The 16689-nt window shown below is 67.6% G+C and carries 21 protein-coding genes and 1 tRNA gene; 13 read left to right on the top strand and 9 right to left on the bottom strand.

What is annotated here, in order from left to right; translation table 11 throughout:
* A partial coding sequence (locus tag VNF71_13960) for a relaxase domain-containing protein (GenBank protein HVA75659.1) occupies positions 1-204 on the bottom strand: 204 nt, incomplete at its 3' end.
* Between the two features lie 582 nt (positions 205-786).
* Between VNF71_13960 and VNF71_13955 the strand changes: the two genes are divergently transcribed.
* Positions 787-975 (top strand): helix-turn-helix domain-containing protein, encoded by a 189-nt coding sequence (locus VNF71_13955; protein HVA75658.1) that lies wholly within the window; start codon positions 787-789, stop codon positions 973-975.
* Positions 976-1261: 286 nt separating this feature from the next.
* Here the strand turns inward: VNF71_13955 and VNF71_13950 are convergent, their stop codons facing one another.
* The 3 genes from VNF71_13950 to VNF71_13940 all read right to left on the bottom strand — a co-directional run bounded on the left by VNF71_13950 (position 1262) and on the right by VNF71_13940 (position 2101).
* Positions 1262-1519 carry a hypothetical protein gene (locus VNF71_13950; GenBank protein ID HVA75657.1) on the bottom strand — a complete coding sequence of 86 codons (258 nt, stop codon included), beginning with the start codon at positions 1517-1519 and terminating at the stop codon, positions 1262-1264.
* A complete protein-coding gene (locus VNF71_13945; GenBank protein HVA75656.1) occupies positions 1516-1830 on the bottom strand; it encodes a hypothetical protein in 315 nt (104 codons plus the stop codon). Before VNF71_13945 ends, VNF71_13950 begins: the two co-directional genes overlap by 4 nt.
* 199 nt (positions 1831-2029) lie before the next feature.
* Positions 2030-2101, bottom strand: a tRNA-Arg gene (locus VNF71_13940).
* Between the two features lie 91 nt (positions 2102-2192).
* On the opposite strand from VNF71_13940, the gene VNF71_13935 reads away from it, so the two are divergent.
* The 7 genes from VNF71_13935 to VNF71_13905 all read left to right on the top strand — a co-directional run bounded on the left by VNF71_13935 (position 2193) and on the right by VNF71_13905 (position 9554).
* The gene (locus VNF71_13935) at positions 2193-2588 is read left to right on the top strand and encodes a response regulator (protein ID HVA75655.1); all 396 of its coding nucleotides are present in this window, start codon (positions 2193-2195) and stop codon (positions 2586-2588) included.
* Positions 2589-3932 (top strand): diaminopimelate decarboxylase, encoded by a 1344-nt coding sequence (gene lysA / locus VNF71_13930; GenBank protein HVA75654.1) that lies wholly within the window; start codon positions 2589-2591, stop codon positions 3930-3932.
* A gap of 34 nt (positions 3933-3966) precedes the next feature.
* Complete coding sequence (locus tag VNF71_13925; protein ID HVA75653.1) at positions 3967-5349, top strand: homoserine dehydrogenase; 1383 nt, start codon at positions 3967-3969, stop codon at positions 5347-5349.
* 13 nt (positions 5350-5362) lie between these two features.
* A complete protein-coding gene (thrC, locus tag VNF71_13920) occupies positions 5363-6406 on the top strand; it encodes a threonine synthase (protein ID HVA75652.1) in 1044 nt (347 codons plus the stop codon).
* A 247-nt stretch (positions 6407-6653) separates the two neighbouring features.
* A complete protein-coding gene (gene rho, locus VNF71_13915; GenBank protein ID HVA75651.1) occupies positions 6654-8315 on the top strand; it encodes a transcription termination factor Rho in 1662 nt (553 codons plus the stop codon).
* A 10-nt stretch (positions 8316-8325) separates the two neighbouring features.
* Entirely contained in the window at positions 8326-8538 is a 213-nt protein-coding gene (rpmE, locus tag VNF71_13910) for a 50S ribosomal protein L31 (protein ID HVA75650.1), read from the top strand.
* Positions 8539-8630: 92 nt separating this feature from the next.
* A complete protein-coding gene (locus VNF71_13905) occupies positions 8631-9554 on the top strand; it encodes a hypothetical protein (protein HVA75649.1) in 924 nt (307 codons plus the stop codon).
* Here VNF71_13905 and VNF71_13900 read toward each other — a convergent pair.
* On the bottom strand, positions 9511-10353 hold the full coding sequence (locus VNF71_13900) for a class I SAM-dependent methyltransferase (GenBank protein HVA75648.1): 843 nt from the start codon (positions 10351-10353) through the stop codon (positions 9511-9513). The genes VNF71_13905 and VNF71_13900 overlap by 44 nt on opposite strands.
* Before the next feature lie 48 nt (positions 10354-10401).
* Between VNF71_13900 and VNF71_13895 the strand changes: the two genes are divergently transcribed.
* The gene (locus VNF71_13895; GenBank protein HVA75647.1) at positions 10402-11634 is read left to right on the top strand and encodes a nucleotidyltransferase family protein; all 1233 of its coding nucleotides are present in this window, start codon (positions 10402-10404) and stop codon (positions 11632-11634) included.
* Here VNF71_13895 and VNF71_13890 read toward each other — a convergent pair.
* Together VNF71_13890 and VNF71_13885 are read right to left on the bottom strand one after the other, a co-directional pair.
* On the bottom strand, positions 11560-12429 hold the full coding sequence (locus VNF71_13890) for a hypothetical protein (GenBank protein ID HVA75646.1): 870 nt from the start codon (positions 12427-12429) through the stop codon (positions 11560-11562). The two genes, VNF71_13895 and VNF71_13890, sit on opposite strands and share 75 nt — an antisense overlap.
* A gap of 44 nt (positions 12430-12473) precedes the next feature.
* On the bottom strand, positions 12474-12755 hold the full coding sequence (locus VNF71_13885) for a PqqD family peptide modification chaperone (protein ID HVA75645.1): 282 nt from the start codon (positions 12753-12755) through the stop codon (positions 12474-12476).
* Positions 12756-12921: 166 nt separating this feature from the next.
* Here VNF71_13885 and VNF71_13880 point away from each other — a divergent pair, with 166 nt between their 5' ends.
* Positions 12922-13062 carry a lasso RiPP family leader peptide-containing protein gene (locus tag VNF71_13880; protein ID HVA75644.1) on the top strand — a complete coding sequence of 47 codons (141 nt, stop codon included), beginning with the start codon at positions 12922-12924 and terminating at the stop codon, positions 13060-13062.
* A gap of 16 nt (positions 13063-13078) precedes the next feature.
* Here the strand turns inward: VNF71_13880 and VNF71_13875 are convergent, their stop codons facing one another.
* Together VNF71_13875 and VNF71_13870 are read right to left on the bottom strand one after the other, a co-directional pair.
* Positions 13079-13498: a lasso peptide biosynthesis B2 protein gene (locus VNF71_13875; protein ID HVA75643.1), complete on the bottom strand. Its 420-nt coding sequence runs from the start codon at positions 13496-13498 to the stop codon at positions 13079-13081.
* Positions 13499-13584: 86 nt separating this feature from the next.
* Positions 13585-13827 (bottom strand): hypothetical protein, encoded by a 243-nt coding sequence (locus tag VNF71_13870; GenBank protein ID HVA75642.1) that lies wholly within the window; start codon positions 13825-13827, stop codon positions 13585-13587.
* A 136-nt stretch (positions 13828-13963) separates the two neighbouring features.
* Between VNF71_13870 and prfA the strand changes: the two genes are divergently transcribed.
* Genes prfA through VNF71_13855 form a run of 3 tightly spaced genes read left to right on the top strand, consistent with a single transcriptional unit; the run spans position 13964 to position 16562 of the window.
* A complete protein-coding gene (gene prfA / locus VNF71_13865; GenBank protein ID HVA75641.1) occupies positions 13964-15043 on the top strand; it encodes a peptide chain release factor 1 in 1080 nt (359 codons plus the stop codon).
* Positions 15040-15939, top strand: a complete 900-nt coding sequence (prmC, locus tag VNF71_13860) for a peptide chain release factor N(5)-glutamine methyltransferase (protein HVA75640.1) — start codon at positions 15040-15042, stop codon at positions 15937-15939. The genes prfA and prmC overlap by 4 nt, the downstream gene beginning before the upstream one ends.
* Positions 15936-16562 carry an L-threonylcarbamoyladenylate synthase gene (locus VNF71_13855; protein ID HVA75639.1) on the top strand — a complete coding sequence of 209 codons (627 nt, stop codon included), beginning with the start codon at positions 15936-15938 and terminating at the stop codon, positions 16560-16562. Before prmC ends, VNF71_13855 begins: the two co-directional genes overlap by 4 nt.
* Positions 16563-16689: the final 127 nt, after the last annotated feature.

The following is a 16689-nucleotide window of genomic DNA, read 5'->3' as shown; positions in this document are numbered from 1 at the left end:
CTCGTACTCTTCTCCGGTGACCGTGCCGGCCAGGCCGAGGCCGTCAGCTCCGGACCCGCCCCACACCAGCGGCGTCTCACCCCTGGACGCGTAATAGGCCAGAGCCCGGCCTGGATAGTCGTCGCCGCGCTCGACGACCGTCTTGCGGTGGTACTCCACTGATGCTCCGCCCATCATCCGCATCCACGCCACGCCAGCCTTCACCTCCCCGTCGAACCGCGTTCCCGCTCTATCCGGGCAACGGAACGTTGCAATCGTGTTCTTCCTTACAAAGCTTTTACAAGACTGAATTTCGCTTGTAAATACGGTATTTGATGACCGGTAAACAGAAGACAACAACGGTAAATGAGTACCAGAAGATTGTGATCATGGATGATCGGCTCTTCGAAGCCGATAGCTGTGCTATCGGCTTCCTGGTAAGCCCAACTGCCCGCTGGCGGGAAGCGGTCAAGGGCGGCGAAGCCGTCCCCGTAGGGGACGCGAGGACCGGAGGCGCAGCGCAGCGGAGCCGAGGACCGAAGCGCCCTTGACGGCTGCCCGACGGTGGGCCACACCACAGGCGACAAGCCCGCCGCGGAGTGAGCAGTTCACAAGGGCGTTGGTCCTGGGGGTGCGAACTGCGGCGGGGTCTTGCGGGGCTCCGTGCCCGTCGCTCGCTGGTGTTGGCCGAAAGTGACGCGAGCGGCCCGCTTATAGATAGCCGGTGTGTGACGCCGGCTCACTCATAGAGGACAACCGGTGGCTCCAACCTCACCCCATAGGTGAAGAGCCGACGAAAGGAGACACATGCCCGGCATCGACAACCACCCCCAGCTCTTGGACATCGACCAACTCGCCCAACGCCTCGGCATCACCGTACGCCACGTCCGCCGTCTCGTCGCCGACAAACGGGTGCCGTACTACAAGGTCGGAAGACTCGTTCGATTCGACCAGGCCGAGATCACGCAGTGGCTACAGACTCGCCGGATCAGCTGAGTGCAGGCAGCTCAGGCCTTCGCGACCTCGGCTACGGGCGCATCCAGTACGGAAGGTTCGACACCCCAGGAGCGCAGAATTCCCTCAGCCACGGAGCGGTCGATGCGTTCGGCCCAGTCGTCGTGTCCTGTCAGGAAGCCGGCGACGCGGGAATCGGGGACCCATCGGCCAGCACGTCGGTCGAACCGCTCGTCGTGAAGGCGCGCCTCATCTCGGATGAACCGGGCGAGGACGCTCGGCCTCGGACCCCCCTGATTGGAGGCGCAGAACACGACCGATATATCGATCAGGGTACCGCTCCGGGCGGGATCGGGACGTCGTCGAAGGCTGCGTCGATGGCCACGTCGAGCTCGTCTCTCCGCTTTGGAGAAGTCGTCTCCAAGCGGCGCTCTTCGTACTGCCCCCGAGTCGCCTTGTTCGCGGCGTAGCTCTCGGGGGTGTGGAACTGGATCTCGAAGCGCCGATGGTCCCGGGTGGCGAGCCGGACGTTGATGCCGCGGTACCCGGGCCCTCTCCACCGGTTGCGTTCCTCGACGACCGTCACATCATGCTGCTGGAGAATAGTGAGGGCCGCATCGCGAACGGCCATGTAGCCGTCCGATCGGACACGACGGTGTACCGGAGGACGTCGTAGAGCCCCGCAGCCGCATCGGCAAGGGTCTGGTCGGGATTGATGGCAACCATGTCACCGAGCTTGCGGTCAACCGACGCAAGCTCCTTGATGCGGTTGTCGAGGCCGACGATCACACCACCGGCCTCGGCCGCGACGGTACGGACGATGTCGGTCACGACCGGGTCATCGAGTTCGGCGCGGGCGACCAGGCGCCGGGCCGTCAGGTCCAGTTCCTCATCCACGGACGACCACCCGACTTCGCCGATCGTTGCTGGGCGACATGGCCAATGAGCCTACGCAACAGGCTCAGTAGGGAACTTCAAGCCCGTCGACCTCCTCCCCCGCTCCTCCCCCACACAGGGGTAAATGGCGGTCGGAAGGGGTTTCTAGCGGTACAAAAAAATAAGCCCTGACCAGCGTATTTGTGCTGGTCAGGGCCGGTGCCCTCGGCGGGATTCGAACCCACGCACCCGGCTCCGGAGGCCGGTGCTCTATCCCCTGAGCTACGAGGGCGTCGGCTGCGGTGCGGGGACCCCGGCCAGGACGGTCGAGCATAGTCGCGTGTACAACTTCCCAGGCAGCGGCGCTGCCCTACGATGAGGGGATGCCGAGCGGCACCGTCCTGGTTGTCGACGACGATCCCATCATCGTCAGCCTCCTCCAGGTGAACTTCGAGATCGAGGGCTACGACGTGCTGACCGCGACCGGCGGGGAGGCAGGTCTTGCGCAGGCCCGCTCGGGCAGCCCGGACGTGATCGTGCTCGACGTGATGATGCCCGGCATCGACGGGCTGGAGGTCGCCCGGCGTTTGCGCGACGACCCCGCCACCAAGTCCATACCGGTGGTCATGCTCTCGGCGAAGGCGCAGGCGGCGGATATCCAGGCGGGTCTCGAAGTCGCAGACGACTACATAACCAAACCGTTCGAGCCGCTCGAGCTTCTCGAACGAGTGGGCGCGCTGGTGGTCAGGTCCCGCGCCGCCCAGGGCCGCAACGACTGAATGCTTCCCGATCCGGACCCCGATCAACCTCCCGATTCTTCCCGGCACGAGCCCGGGACGGGACCGATCCCGCTCTCGCTGCTTCCGGACGGAGCGAGAATCGAGCCGGACGGTCAGCTGTCGATCGCCGGCGTCGACGTCCTCGACATCGCCAAGGAGTTCGGCACCCCGGTGTTCGTGTACGACGAGGGTCACGTTCGCGCGCGGTGCAAGGAAGCTCTGGCGGCATGGGGGCCGGGGGTGGCATATGCCTCCAAGGCGTTCCTCTGCAAGGAGATGGCCCGCGTGGTGCACGAGGAGGGGATGTCCATCGACGTCTCGACCGGGGGCGAGCTCCACGTGGCCCTTGCAGCCGGTGTGCCGGCAGCTCGCCTCGTGCTGCACGGCAACAACAAGTCGACCTCGGAGCTGGCTCGAGCTCTCGAGGTGGGCGTGGGGCGGATAGTGGTCGACTCGTTTGACGAGATTCACCGCATCGAGCAGATCCTCGGCGAGGCTGTAGATGAGGCTGCTCGCACAAAGATCCTGATTCGTGTGACACCTGGTATAGAGGCGCACACCCACGAGTACGTGATGACGGGTCAGGACGACTCCAAGTTCGGCTTCGGGCTTGCTTCTGGCGACGCCGCCAGGGCTGTGAGACACCTTCGCCGTAAGGGTTCTCCCGTGGAGCTGGTCGGCATCCACGTTCACATCGGGTCTCAGATCTTCGCTCTCGAGTCCTTCGAGAAGGCGGCCGCGGTAATCGCCGAGTTCTTCAACCCGCTGGGGTTGCAGGAGCTGTGCCTCGGCGGGGGGCTCGGGGTGGCGTACGTGGAGGACGAGGAAGCGCCGAGCATCACCGAATGGGCGAGCGTCGCCAAGCTCGGTCTGAGTGCCGCCGGCATAGCGCCCGACGTGCGTATCACGGCGGAGCCAGGCCGCGCGATCGTCGCCGCTGCCGCTATCACCTGCTACACGGTCGGCACCATCAAGGACATCCCCGGCATCCGCACCTACGTAAGTGTCGACGGCGGAATGAGCGACAACCCAAGACCGGTGCTCTACGGCAGTGGCTACGAGGCCTTCCTTCCCCGCGACGCCGGCGCGCCACGGCCGAAGAGGGTCACCATTGTCGGCAAGCACTGCGAGTCCGGGGATGTCATAGTCAAAGCCGCCCGGGTGCCAGCAGACCTTGCCGTCGGTGATGTCCTGGCGACGCCCGTCACGGGAGCCTACGGCCATTCGATGGCGTCGACCTACAACAAGGTGCCCCGCCCCCCGGTCGTATTCGCCCGGGAAGGCGAGGCCAGGCTGGTCGTGCGGCGGGAGACCTTCGACGACCTCACTGCCCTCGACCTCTGACCGTAGAGGCGCAGCCAACTAGCCTTCATAGACGATGGTGACGTCGGTGAAGGTAGGCCTGCTCGGCTGCGGCAACGTGGGTGGAGCGCTCGTCAAGCTGCTCGTCGACGACGGTGAACGCATCGCCGCGCGAACCGGGCTGCGCCTCGAGCTCGCCGGTGTCGCGGTCCGCAGCCAATCCCGCGAACGGGACGCGCCCTTACCGAGTGGCCTGCTGACCTCGGACGCTCACGCGGTCGTGTCAGATCCCGAGGTCGACGTCGTCGTGGAGGTGATCGGCGGCATCGAACCCGCCCGCACGCTCATCCTGACCGCGCTGAAGGCGGGCAAACCGGTCATCACCGCGAACAAAGAGCTGCTGGCCAACTGCGGGGCAGAGCTGTTCGAAGCAGCGTCAACGGCCGGCGTGGACCTGCTCTTCGAAGCTGCTGTCGCCGGCGGCATACCACTGATTCGGCCCCTCCGAGAGTCCCTCGCCGGGGAGCGGATCCGCCGAGTCATGGGCATCGTCAACGGGACCACCAATTTCATCCTGTCCAAGATGAGCGAGTCGGCTGCGAGCTACCACGACGCGCTCGCGGAGGCCCAGAGTCTCGGTTACGCGGAACGGGACCCGACAGCAGATGTGGAAGGTTTCGACGCAGCGGCCAAGGCAGCAATCCTCGCCAACGTCGCTTTTGGCGCTCGCGTGGTTGCCGGAGACGTATACCGCGAAGGCATCAGCGCCATCACCGCTGCCGACATAGCGGTAGCCCGCCAACTCGGTTATGCCGTCAAACTGCTGGCGGTGGTGGAACACACGGATGCCGAAGAGGATCGCCCAGAGTCGATCGCAGTGCGGGTGCACCCGGCGATGGTCCCTTCGACGCACCCGTTGGCATCGGTGCGCGACTCGTTCAACGCTGTATTCGTGGAAGGCGACGCCGTCGGACAGCTGATGCTGCTCGGTCGCGGCGCGGGCGGGATGCCCACTGCCAGCGCGGTGCTCGGCGATCTGCTCGACGCATCCCACAACCTCACCACTGGTGGCGCAGGCCGGAGCGTCGCTCTGCACGAGACCAACATCCGGCCGATCGACGACCTCCGATCGGCGTACTACATCACCCTGCAGGTTCTCGACCGTCCCGGAGTCCTCCATGCAGTGTCTGGTGTTCTAGGCCGCCATCACGTCTCGATCCGTCTCATGGAGCAGGAATCGCTCGTTTCATCGTCCGGCGAGAGCCAGTCCACCCCGGCCGGCGACGGCCCGGCGAGCTTCACGGAGGCGGGCCTACCAGGCGAGGGGGAGGCGGTCGCCAGGCTCGTGTTCGTGACGCACCCCGCCTACGAGCGGGATGTCCAGGAGTGCCTGCACGAGCTACGCCACCTCGACGTGGTCGACCGCATCGGCGGCCTGCTGCGCGTGATCGGCCCGTGAGGATGCGCGCGCCGTGAACCCGGGTTGGCGGGGTGTGATCGAGGAGTACCGCTCCTTTCTGCCGGTCAGCTCCGAGACGCCGGTCGTCACTCTCCAAGAAGGCGGTACCCCGCTGTTGCCGGCCCCGAGACTCTCAGAACGCGTCGGAGCCAGCGTCTACCTGAAGTTCGAGGGTGCCAACCCGACGGGATCGTTCAAGGACCGCGGCATGACTGTGGCGATCTCGAAGGCGCTCGAGGGTGGTGCCAAGGCCGTCGTGTGCGGGTCCACAGGCAACACTTCTGCGTCAGCAGCTGCCTACGCGGCCCGCGCCGGCATGACGTGCGCGGTCCTTATTCCGGAAGGCTACATCGCGCTCGGCAAGCTCGCGCAGGCGCTCATCCATGGCGCCAGGGTGTTGCAGATCCGCGCCAACTTCGACGTGGCGCTGGAGATCGTTCGCCAGCTCGGCGACTCCGCTCCGGTGACCGTGGTGAACTCCATCAACCCTCACAGGATCGAGGGCCAGAAGACCGGCGCGTTCGAGATAGTCGATGTTCTCGGTGATGCGCCCGACTACCACTGCATCCCCGTCGGCAACGCGGGGAACATCACGGCCTACTGGAAGGGCTACCGCGAATACCAGGACGCAGGAAGGGTCACAACGCTCCCGCGGATGCTCGGGTTCCAGGCCGCCGGCGCGGCTCCGCTAGTCGAGGGGCACCCGATAGACAACCCGGAGACCGTGGCGACGGCGATCCGCATCGGCAAGCCGGCGTCCTGGTACGGGGCCACGGCGGCTGCGTCAGAGTCGGGTGGATCCATCGCCGCGGTCACGGACGAGGAGATCCTCGCCGCCTACAGGTACCTGGCCCAGGAGGAGTCGGTCTTCTGCGAACCCGCGTCGGCTGCTTCTGTTGCCGGGCTGCTCAAGTCCAAGGTCGAACCGGGGTCGACGGTGGTCTGCGTCCTCACCGGTCACGGGCTGAAAGACCCCGACATCGCGATAGGACAAATCGCTGTCCCCACAGCGGTCGACGCCGACGTGCGGGCCGTCAGGGCGGAGCTGGGCCTCTAGCCGGCGGCGCTCTGCCTCTTCCCAGGCGGTACTCGGGCGCCCGGTTGCCGCGACCCGACCTGCATCAGTACCATGGAGGGGTCGTCTACGGGTGATAGTGCCGGTTCGCACCCCCCGCCGCCTGGAGTGCGGTGTGACCGCTCGAGCCACCACCGACGCTCGCATCAACGAGAGCCCGGACTGGTCGACACCTCCCCTCTTTTCCCAACCACTGCTTGATCAGCATCCACAACGAACGAGGTTTTGCATGAGCGGAACGCAGCTCGAACGCTCGGTCCTCGAGGCCAAGGAGCGCGAGGAGCTCTTCGCCATCGCCGACGCCCTGGGTACCAAGCCCACTGCTCGAGCGAAGAAGGCGGACCTGGTGTCGCAGATCCTGCGGGCCACCGGGGTCGAAGCGGAGGCCGCGCAGGAGGCAAAGCCTCGGCGCGGACGCCCGAAGAAGGCGGCCGCGGGCACGGCAGAGAGCACCCCGGCCGAGACGGACGGTGGAGAGGCCGCCGCTGCCGCTCGGACGGAACCGCTCCCGGCCATGTCGGCCGGCGCGCCGGAAGGCGTCAACGGGTCGGAGCCAGCGCCTCCCCCCGAGAGCGCGCCCCAGCAACAGAGCAGCCCTGTATCTCATGAGGGGCCGAGCCAGGAGGGCGCGCAGCGCCACTTCGACACCGAGCCGGGCAACCGTAGGAATCGCCGGCGCCGCGGCCGGGACCGTTTCGATCGTGGCGAGCGGGACCTGCCGGGCCAGTCGCAGGAATCGAACTACGGCGGCGAACCGATTCCGGTTAAGGGCTACCTCGACATGCGCGACGAGGGCTACGGGTTCCTGCGGACCGACGGCTTCCTCTCCGGTCCCGGGGATGTGTACGTGTCGATCAGCCAGGTTCGCCGTTTCGCGCTGCGGAAGGGCGATTACCTCCAAGGGGCGGCGCGCCCCGCGGGTGGCAACGAGAAGTATCCCGCCCTCCTACGGATCGACACCGTCTCCGGTCTGACCCCGGAGGAGGCCCGAGAAAGACCCCGCTTCGATGCGCTAACCCCACTGTTCCCCGATACCAAGCTTCGGCTGGAGATCCCCGGCGATCCGTCCAATGTCACCGCCCGCATCGTGGACCTGATCTCGCCGATCGGAAAGGGCCAGCGCGGCCTCATCGTCTCGCCGCCGAAGGCGGGTAAGACCACGATCCTCAAGCAGATCGCCCACTCCATCGAGACCAACAACCCGGACGTCCATCTCATGGTCCTCCTCGTCGACGAGCGCCCTGAGGAAGTCACCGACATGCGCCGCTCGATCAAGGGTGAGGTGATCGCCTCCACGTTCGACCGACCCGCGGACGAACACACCCACGTCGCCGAGCTCGCGATCGAGCGGGCGAAGCGCATGGTCGAAATGGGCCGCGACGTCGTGATCGTGCTCGACGGGATCACGCGGCTCGCCCGCGCCTACAACCTGGCTCAACCACCGACCGGGCGAATCATGTCGGGAGGGATCGACACCGGCGCTCTGTACCCGCCCAAGAAGTTCTTCGGCGCGGCGCGGAATATCGAGGAGGGCGGGTCGTTGACAATCCTGGCGACCGCGCTGGTGGAGACCGGCAGCAGGATGGACGAAGTGATATTCGAGGAGTTCAAGGGCACCGGCAACATGGAGCTGCGACTCGACCGCCGCCTCGCGGAGAGGCGCATCTACCCTGCGATCGACGTCAACGGCTCGTCCACCCGCCATGAGGAGCTTCTGTTCGACCGGACGCAGCTGCAACAGGTGTGGAAGCTTCGGCGGGTGCTGAACGCGTTGGCGAGCGAGGGCAGCGCCGCCCCCGGACTGGAGCTGCTACTCGACCGCCTGAAGGCGACCAAGACCAACGACGAATTCCTTGCCGAGGTGGCCAAGAATCCCACCCCGGCGATGTGAGAGAGGGACCATGAAGACCGAAACGCATCCCGACTACGTGACCGCGACGGTGACCTGTTCGTGCGGCAACACCTTCACCACTCGCTCGACGAAGGCCGACTTGCACACCGAACTGTGCAACGAGTGCCACCCGTTCTACACCGGTAAGCAGAAGCTGGTCGACACGGGCGGGCGGGTGGAGCGCTTCGAGCGACGCTACGGCAAGCGGGGCAAGAAGTCCTAAGCGGCCACCGGCTCGACCGCCTGCGGGCAGCGAAGCTGGCGGCGCTTGTAGGCGATCGTTGGGGAAAAGACGCAGCTGAGGGTTGCTCGCCGTTGCTGTTGCGCGGCGGGGCCGCGCTCGTTGACCGGGCCGCGGGCGAGGCGTGGGTCCTCATCGATGACGGGGAGGTCGCACGCTTCGGGCCGGCGCTGGCGTTGTGCCTTCAGGCGGGAGCCGGGTCGCTCGTGCACGTGCTGGTGGAGGAGACCGTTCCCGGGGCGGCGGGCGTGATTGCACGGCGCGCAGCTGCCTTTGCCAACGACACCGACGTGTGGACGGTGACCGGCCGCTCCCTGGCGCGAGCCGATCAGGCGCCGCCGGTGAACATGCCCGAGGGTGCGCCCGACCCGGAGTTGGTAGAGCTGTTGACCAACCACGGTGTGGATCCGGTTTTCGAGCACGGCGTGCTGCGCGGCGAGTTCCAGGGGCTGGAGGTCGCTCGAGTCGTAGGGGGCCGGCTGATGGTGGGGGTGGGGCGCCACGATCGCAATGCCCGCTCCGAGATGCGCCCCGGTGAGGACCCCGATGCGGCGCTGGATTCGGCGGTGGACGCGGTCAGGCGGTGGCGCCGTCCTGGCGCCGCTCGCCATCCGGCCAACACGCTGGCGCGCTCCCGGTGGTTGCGATCGATCGTGTGCGCCCGGCCCTCGGTGGTGGCGCTGGAGTCCTTGCACCCTGTCCCTCCGCCACTTCCGTGGTTCGACCTGCCCGAAGCCGGCTCCGCGCCGTGCGTCGGCGCCGACGCCTCGGGCACCGAGGTCGTCGTCGTCTGCTCCGTGGGTGTCGACCTGGACCTCGTGCCGACCGCCGCCGATTGCCGCCTGCTGTACGGTCATGCGTCCGATGGGCCTCTCCTGCTGGTGATGCCTTCCGGCGACGACGTGCCGGTAACCCGCCGCCTCGCCGCGATGCTGGCTTCGCCGGCGGCCGTGGTTACGGTGTCCCGGGAGTGGGAGAGTCTTTCCGCCGAGCCTTGAGCGAGTACATCAGCGGCAGCCTCCCGGGGGCCGGCCAGCGGTAGCGGCCGTCGTCGCCCTTGACCATCCAGTCACCGATGCTCGAGTGGCAGAAGTCCCATTCATGGAGAAAACGCAACTCGAAGCCCGCGCCGATGACCGCTTCCACGACCTTCGACAGCGGGTGGCACCACTCGTAAGAAAGGTTGTTGACCGTCTGCGCGCTCCGGTCGGCGTACGTCCCAGGCGTTTCGCCGACGTACGGCTCGGTCCCGAAGTAGTCGTACCTAACGGTCGGGCTCGACTGATCGAAGCACCAGGCGATCGGGTGGTACTCGCACAGGTAAAGCCAGCCTCCCGGCTTCACGAGCTTGGAGCATTCGGCAGCCCAGGGCTCGAGGTCAGGAAGCCAGATGAGGGCGCCCTTGCCTGTATAGACGACGTCGAAGCCGCCGGCGCCGAGCGTCTCGGCGGCATCGCGGACATCCGCCTGCACGAAGGTCGCTCTTTTCCCCAGGTCCAGTTCGGCGGCGAGCCGGGTCGCGGCATCGATCGCCGGTTGGGAGAAGTCGAGTCCCACGGCTTCGAGTCCGGGGTGCATCCTGACGAGATCCAGCGTGTCCAGGCCGAAATGACATTGGAGGTGGGCGAGTCGCAGCCCGCCGAGGGGGCCGAGCTCATCGATCTCGAACGGTTCGACAGCTGGCTTGCCCGCCTTGAAGCCCTCCACGTCGTAGAAGTCCGACGCAACGTGGATGCCTACACGCTCGTCCCACATCCGGCGGTTGGCGTCGAACCAACCGGCTTGTTCCCCCGTCATTAGAGGTCGAGCCTACCGGTGGGGCAAAAGAGTATTGAGATGGAGGACGTGAAGATCTCAGCAGAGCGAAAACCGGACGGCGCCGGGGTGCCGTGTTCCTCGCCCGAGGCGACGGCAACGCTGCTGTGGTCCGCTTGCCGGCCGGCTCCCGACGAAGCGGCGAGCGAAGCTGCGCTGGCCCGCGGCGCCGACCTCGCCTTTGCTTCGCGAGTGGCGGTCGCCCAGCGGCTGTCACCCCTGTTGTGGCAGGTGGCGCAGCGGTGGGCTTCGCCGGCCGACGGTTGGTCGGCATCTCTGCGTGACGACGCCCAGCGCTGTAAGGCTCAGGCGTTGCTTGTGCGGCCGCGGGTCCGGTCGTTGCTGCTCGAACCGCTTGCGGCGGCCGGTGTTCAGCCGCTGGTGATCAAGGGCGCGGCCGTGGCCGAGCGTTACCCCGGTCCGGGCCTCCGGCCCATGGACGACGTCGACCTTCTCGTGCCGCCGGAAATGCATCGTGACGCTGCAGAAGCCCTCCGGCGAGCAGGCTGGGAGACCACGCGACGGCAGGGGCCGCTCTACTCACTGGGGCTGTCGCACCCGGGGATGCCCGGCTTGCCGGTGGACCTGCACAAGGAGCTCGCCGTGCGAGCGGACCAGGTGTTCCGCCTTACTGCCGCGGACCTCTGGGAGGTAGCGCGTCCGGTAACGCTCTTCGGAGCACCGGCACTCGCTCTGCCGCCGGAGATGGAGCTGGTCCTCATCGCGACCCACGCCGGCAAGCCATTTCACAACTTCGATCGCCTGCTCTGGGCCGTCGACGCGGCGGTCATCGTTCTCGCGGCCGGTTCGGCCGGGGCGCCGATCGACTGGGGTGGGGTCGGGGAGATCGCCGAGCGGGCCGGCGCCCGGTCGGCCCTGGCCGTCCTCCTGGGTCAGGCTGAGCGGCTGGGCGCGGCATCGCCGCCGTCGCTGCGGCAGATGGACACAGGCAGGACCCGCCGGTGGGCTCTGGAGGCGCCGCTCTCCACGAGGTGGCCCCTCGCGCGGTTGGGCGAGGCGGAGAGACTGCGCCTCACCTACGCGGTGATCGACGACCCGTGGTTGAGGGTCAGGCGGCTGCTGTACCAGACGACAGTCGGCGGCGTCGTGGGCGCACCGCTTCGCGGAACGGTCCTGGTCCTGCGACTCGTCCGCCGGATCTGGCGGGTGCGTAGGACCACGCCGGGTTCACGCCGGCACGACTGGTTCGTCGAGGATGGAGACCAGCAGGTCGATCCAGTCGTCGCGGACGGGGAGCCGTAGGACCGACACTGGTATCCTCGCCACCGCCTCGGAGACCGGACCGAACAGCCGGCGGCCGGTCTCCTCCCGGTCCCCGAGCCACACCGCGTGAGGCGCCAGCGCGCCGATCGCCTCGCCCGCCTGCAGGATCCGCCGGACCGGGTAGGCGCCCGGCACCGGACGTTCGAGGACGACCAGCCCGGCGACCGGCGTCGGACCGGGCGCTTGCCTCAGCGGTCCCAGATCCCAAGCGGTCTTCTCGCTGCTCTCGAACAGGACCTCAGCGCCGGCCGGGCCCGCTTCGCCGTGGCGCCGCCGGACCCAGGGCGGGCCAGGCCACACGACGGGTTCGGGTCCTGCGAGGTCGATCACGCACACGTCCTCGCTCAACGGGGTCCAGCCTGCCTCCGCGAGGCCGACCAACGAGCTCGATTTGCCGGTGCCGCCGGGACCGGCGATGAGTACGGCCCGCCCGGAGCGACACGCCGCGGCGGCGTGCAGCACGAGCGTTCTGTCGCCCGCGACGAGGAAGGGGAGGATGTACGACGCGACGAGCTGCAGTCCGACCCAGTCGAATGGTTCGCCCACGGTCACGACGCCCGACTGGGGGGATAGCGACACTCTCCGGTCGCTGCCCAGCTCGAGGACCACGTCGCCGTTGGGGCCGGTGCTCAGGCGCTGGAGATCTCCGGTCGGCAACGGTTGCGACCAGAGCTCCACCGCTCCTGGCCGCGCTGGTATCCCGGGGTCGACCTCGACTGCGGCGAGCGGTTCGCCGCGGCAGTGGCCGAACCGGGTCGCGTCGTTGCCTCGCACCCGCACCCCGTGGCAGCCGGGCCATGGGGCTGATTCGCGCTCGCTCACGTACCGCCCGGCGTGTCGTCCGACTCGATGACGAGGCCCGCGTCCCGAAGCATCCCGAGCAGCCTGACGGCGTCGTCTTTCAGGGAATCCGTCGCGACGCCCGGCCAGCGCCGGGCCAACTCCTCCACCGGGTCGAGCCCGTCGCGTACTGCCTTCCACACGACGACCCCGGGCGGGTTGAGACCGAAGTACTCGCCGCTCGGGACGTGCAGGAGGAAGGCCTCGCCGGCCTCCTCGTGGTAGAGCACCTCGTCGTCGGGCGCGGTCCGGAAGGTCATTGCACGATTCAAACCTCGATCAGGGCCCGTGGTCGATTTCCGAGACTGCAGGCAGGACATTGATACCTTTGCCCCGAATGGTACAGTTGAACTGCCTAATCGGGCTCGTGGACCCGGGCTAGGTGGTCAGGAGTTTCGGCAACCGGGGCATCGTATGCGAGGCGACATGGCCGTCCAGAGCAATAGCGACAAGTCAGCAGAGCAGCAAGCAGCGCCGTACGAGCCTCCGAAGCTCACCAGGTTCGGCACCATCGAGGAGTGGACCTTGGGCGTGCTCGGCGGGATCGCGGTCAGCATCGTCATCTGACCCGCACTGCACTTTCCTAGCCGGCCCGGACGCCCCAGCATTCATCGGCTGTGAGACGCCCCAGTTCGGCGTGTTTCTCCTGGGCGAGCGGATCGAAGCGTTTCCCGTCCACCTCCACCCAGGCATGCGCGCCCCAGCGGCTCGGACCGTAGAACCGGCAGCCGAGCACGACCGTAGGCTCGGCTCCACCGCGCTGGAGTAGTACCGCCAGCGCCACCGCCTGCGGCAGGCAGTCGGCGCGCAGCAACCTGCTCGCCGAGGCCACGGACCTTGCCGCCAGGTCTGCATCCAAGAGCTGCCGGTGGCGGGATGGTCGGCAACCGGCGAGAACGGTCAGGACTGTCGTGGTGCGGAACCTCGCCAGCAGCAACTTCGAGACCGCAACCGCCAGGGTCGCCACGACGAGGAGCCACCACGGGGGCCGGGGCTGCGACACTGCCGCAAGGCTAGCGAGGTTCTCTCGCGGTGCCTCCCCCGTCGAGTTCGGGGCAGAGAAGGTACCTTTTGTGCGGTTGGCGAATACTAGACCGATACAAACCCATCCCAGCATCTCTCCTGTTCATCCCTAGGAGGGTGAATGAGCAAGGCCCGAATCATCTTGGCTGGAACAGCCCTGATGGGACTGACCGCCCTGCCTGCCGTCATGATCCCGGCTAGCGCCGCTACAGCCCCGTCCACGTCATCGTCGCCGTCCACGTCGTCCTCTTCTGCATCAACGTCTTCCAGCGGTCCACTGCTGAGCGTGTGCGTGACGGTGACACCCAAGTCTCTGGCCGTTGGCATCAACGGGCAGGACATCGTGGTGGGTCCGGCCGGCGTGCCGCGATCCTGCGTCGCGACGCCCTTCTAGCCGCGACTGAGCCGGCCGCCCCCAGCGCGGGCGCCGGTACGCTGGAACACCGTGCTCGACCGCCTCGAAAGCCTGGAACGCGAGTACGAAGCGGTTCTGATCCAGCTGTCCGACCCTGACGTGATCGCCGACCAGGGCAAGCTTCGCCAAGTGTCGAAGCGCTACAAGGAGCTCGAGCCGGTGATCGAGGCCTTCCGCGACTACCGGTCCGCCGGCGAGGACCTCGAGGTCGCGCGCGAGATGCTTGTCGACGCCGATGCGGCCGATCGCGACATTCTCCGATCCGAGATCACCGAGTCCGACGAGCGCATAGCGGCCCTCGAGGAACGGCTCAAGGTCCTACTCCTCCCCAAGGATCCCAACGACGGCAAGAACGTCATCGTGGAGATACGCGGCGCCGAAGGCGGCGAGGAAGCGAACCTATTTGCGAGGGACCTGTTCGAGATGTACTCACGCTACGCCGAGCGAAAGGGGTTCGGGCTCGAGCTCCTCTCGACCGATCCGTCCGACATGGGCGGCTTCAACCAAGTGACCTTCATGGTCAAGGGTGGCGCGGCCTGGTCCCATATGAAAAATGAGGGGGGACCTCACCGAGTCCAGCGGGTCCCTGTCACCGAGTCCCAGGGCCGGGTTCACACCTCGTCGGCGACCGTGACCGTCCTGCCAGAGGCCGAGGAGGTCGACGTACACGTCGAGGACAAGGACCTCAAGGTCGACGTCTACCGCTCGACTGGCCCGGGGGGTCAATCCGTGAACACGACCGACTCGGCGGTGCGGATAACGCATCTTCCGACCGGGATCGTCGTCGCGATGCAGGACGAGAAGAGCCAAATACAGAACCGCGCCAAGGCGATGCAGGTGCTGCGAGCGAGGCTCCTGAAGGCGGAACAGGACCGCCAGTCGGCCGAACTCTCCACCGCTCGCAGGAGCCAGATCGGCGGGGGTGGCCGCTCCGAGAAGATCCGCACCTACAACTACAAGGAGAACCGCGTAACCGATCACCGCATCGGGCTGACGCTCTACAAGCTGGACAAGATCATGTTGGGAGAGCTCGACGAGATCGTCGACGCCCTTATGGCGGACGAGCGGGCACGCCAGCTCGCCGGCGGGGCATCCGAGGAGGGCGCATGACGGCGGCACCGTCGCGGTCGGTGGTCACGTGGAGAGAGGTGCTGGCCGAGACAGCTGAGCAGCTCGGCAACGAGACAGAAGCGCGGTGGCTCGTCGAGGAGGTTTCCGGCTACAGCTGGGCGGAGCTGAGCGCGGCGTCAGCCGCCGGAGGACCGGTAAGCGAGCGTTCCAGGTCCCGCCTCGAAGCGATGCTCCGGCGCCGCCTCGCCGGCGAGCCGGTCCAGTACGTCCTCGGCCGCTGGCAGTTCAGGACCTTGGATCTGATGGTCGACGAGCGCGTGCTCATCCCCCGACCCGAGACGGAGTACGTGGTCGAGCTGGCGTTGCGCGAACTCGACAACCTCGCAGGCACTCGCGCCGGCCAACCGCAGACAGTCGTGGACCTCGGGACAGGATCGGGCGCGATAGCGCTTTCCATAGCGGTCGAACGAGCGCGCGTCCACGTGTTCGCCACGGACGCGTCACCGGCCGCTCTGCGAGTCGCAGCCGCGAACCTCGCAGGACTCGGTGGCCGGCCCGCCACCCGCGTGCGCCTGATGCCCGGCGACTGGTGGTCAGCGTTGCCAGCCGATCTCCGTGGCCGGTTGGACCTCGCCGTGTCCAACCCGCCCTACATCGCCTCCGCGGAGATGGCGTCTCTTGACCCGGCTGTCCGGGACTGGGAACCGGGCGGGGCGCTGGAGTCCGGACCGACCGGGCTGGAGGCCGTCCGCGAGGTACTGCTCGGCGCCGCCAACGGATGGCTCCGGACCGGCGGCTCGGCAGTTGTCGAGATCGCTCCCCACCAGGCGAGCGAAGCGGCACGACTGGCAGCCCGGGCGGGATTCGCCGAAGCTGAGGTCCATCCCGACCTCGCCGGGCGGAACCGGGTCCTCATCGCGAGGGGGGCACCGTGAGCATCCTCAGCGCCCACGGCGATCCACCGCCGGCGGGCGCCATCTCCGCCGCCGCCAACGCTCTCGGCAAGGGGGACATCGTCGGCATCCCGACCGATACCGTCTACGGCCTGGCGGCCGATCCGTGGCATTCGGGTGCCGCGGACAGGTTGTTCCTCCTGAAAGGACGCCCGCGGCACGTCGAGCTCCCCGTGCTCGTCGCCAGCGAGGCGCAGGCCCTCGAGCTCACCACCTGCGTTCCGAGCTCGGCCCGCCGGCTGATGGAGAGGTTCTGGCCCGGCGCCCTCACGATCGTGCTGCCGCGACGCCCGGACGTCGCCGCCGACCTGGGAGACGAGGATGGGACCATCGGGGTGCGCTGCCCGGCACACCCCGTACCGCGGGCCCTGTGCGAGATAGCAGGACCCGTAGCCGCGACGAGCGCGAACAGGCACGGCGAACCACCGTTGACCACCGCGCAGGCCCTCGCGAGCAAGCTGCCCGGAGTTGCCCTGATCCTCGACGCAGGCCCGTGCGAGGGAGAGCCGTCGACCGTCGTCGATTCGACGGGCGAAATCCCCAAACTCCTTCGCGCCGGGGCCGTCGCGTGGGAGCAGATCGCCGCCGCCGCCGGCGCCCCCTGAGCCCGGTCAGCCGTGGTGAACGGCCCGCTCGTCAACTTGCCCGGAACAGGGCTGGCATGGGACGATTCAGCGCGTGCCGATGTCCTATCCCAGAGCAGGGGGACGTGTCGCCTGCCCTGGCGAGGAC

This window comes from Acidimicrobiales bacterium (assembly GCA_035533095.1).
Taxonomy (GTDB): domain Bacteria; phylum Actinomycetota; class Acidimicrobiia; order Acidimicrobiales; family Palsa-688; genus DATLUM01.
This window is presented reverse-complemented; position numbering and strand designations above follow the sequence as displayed.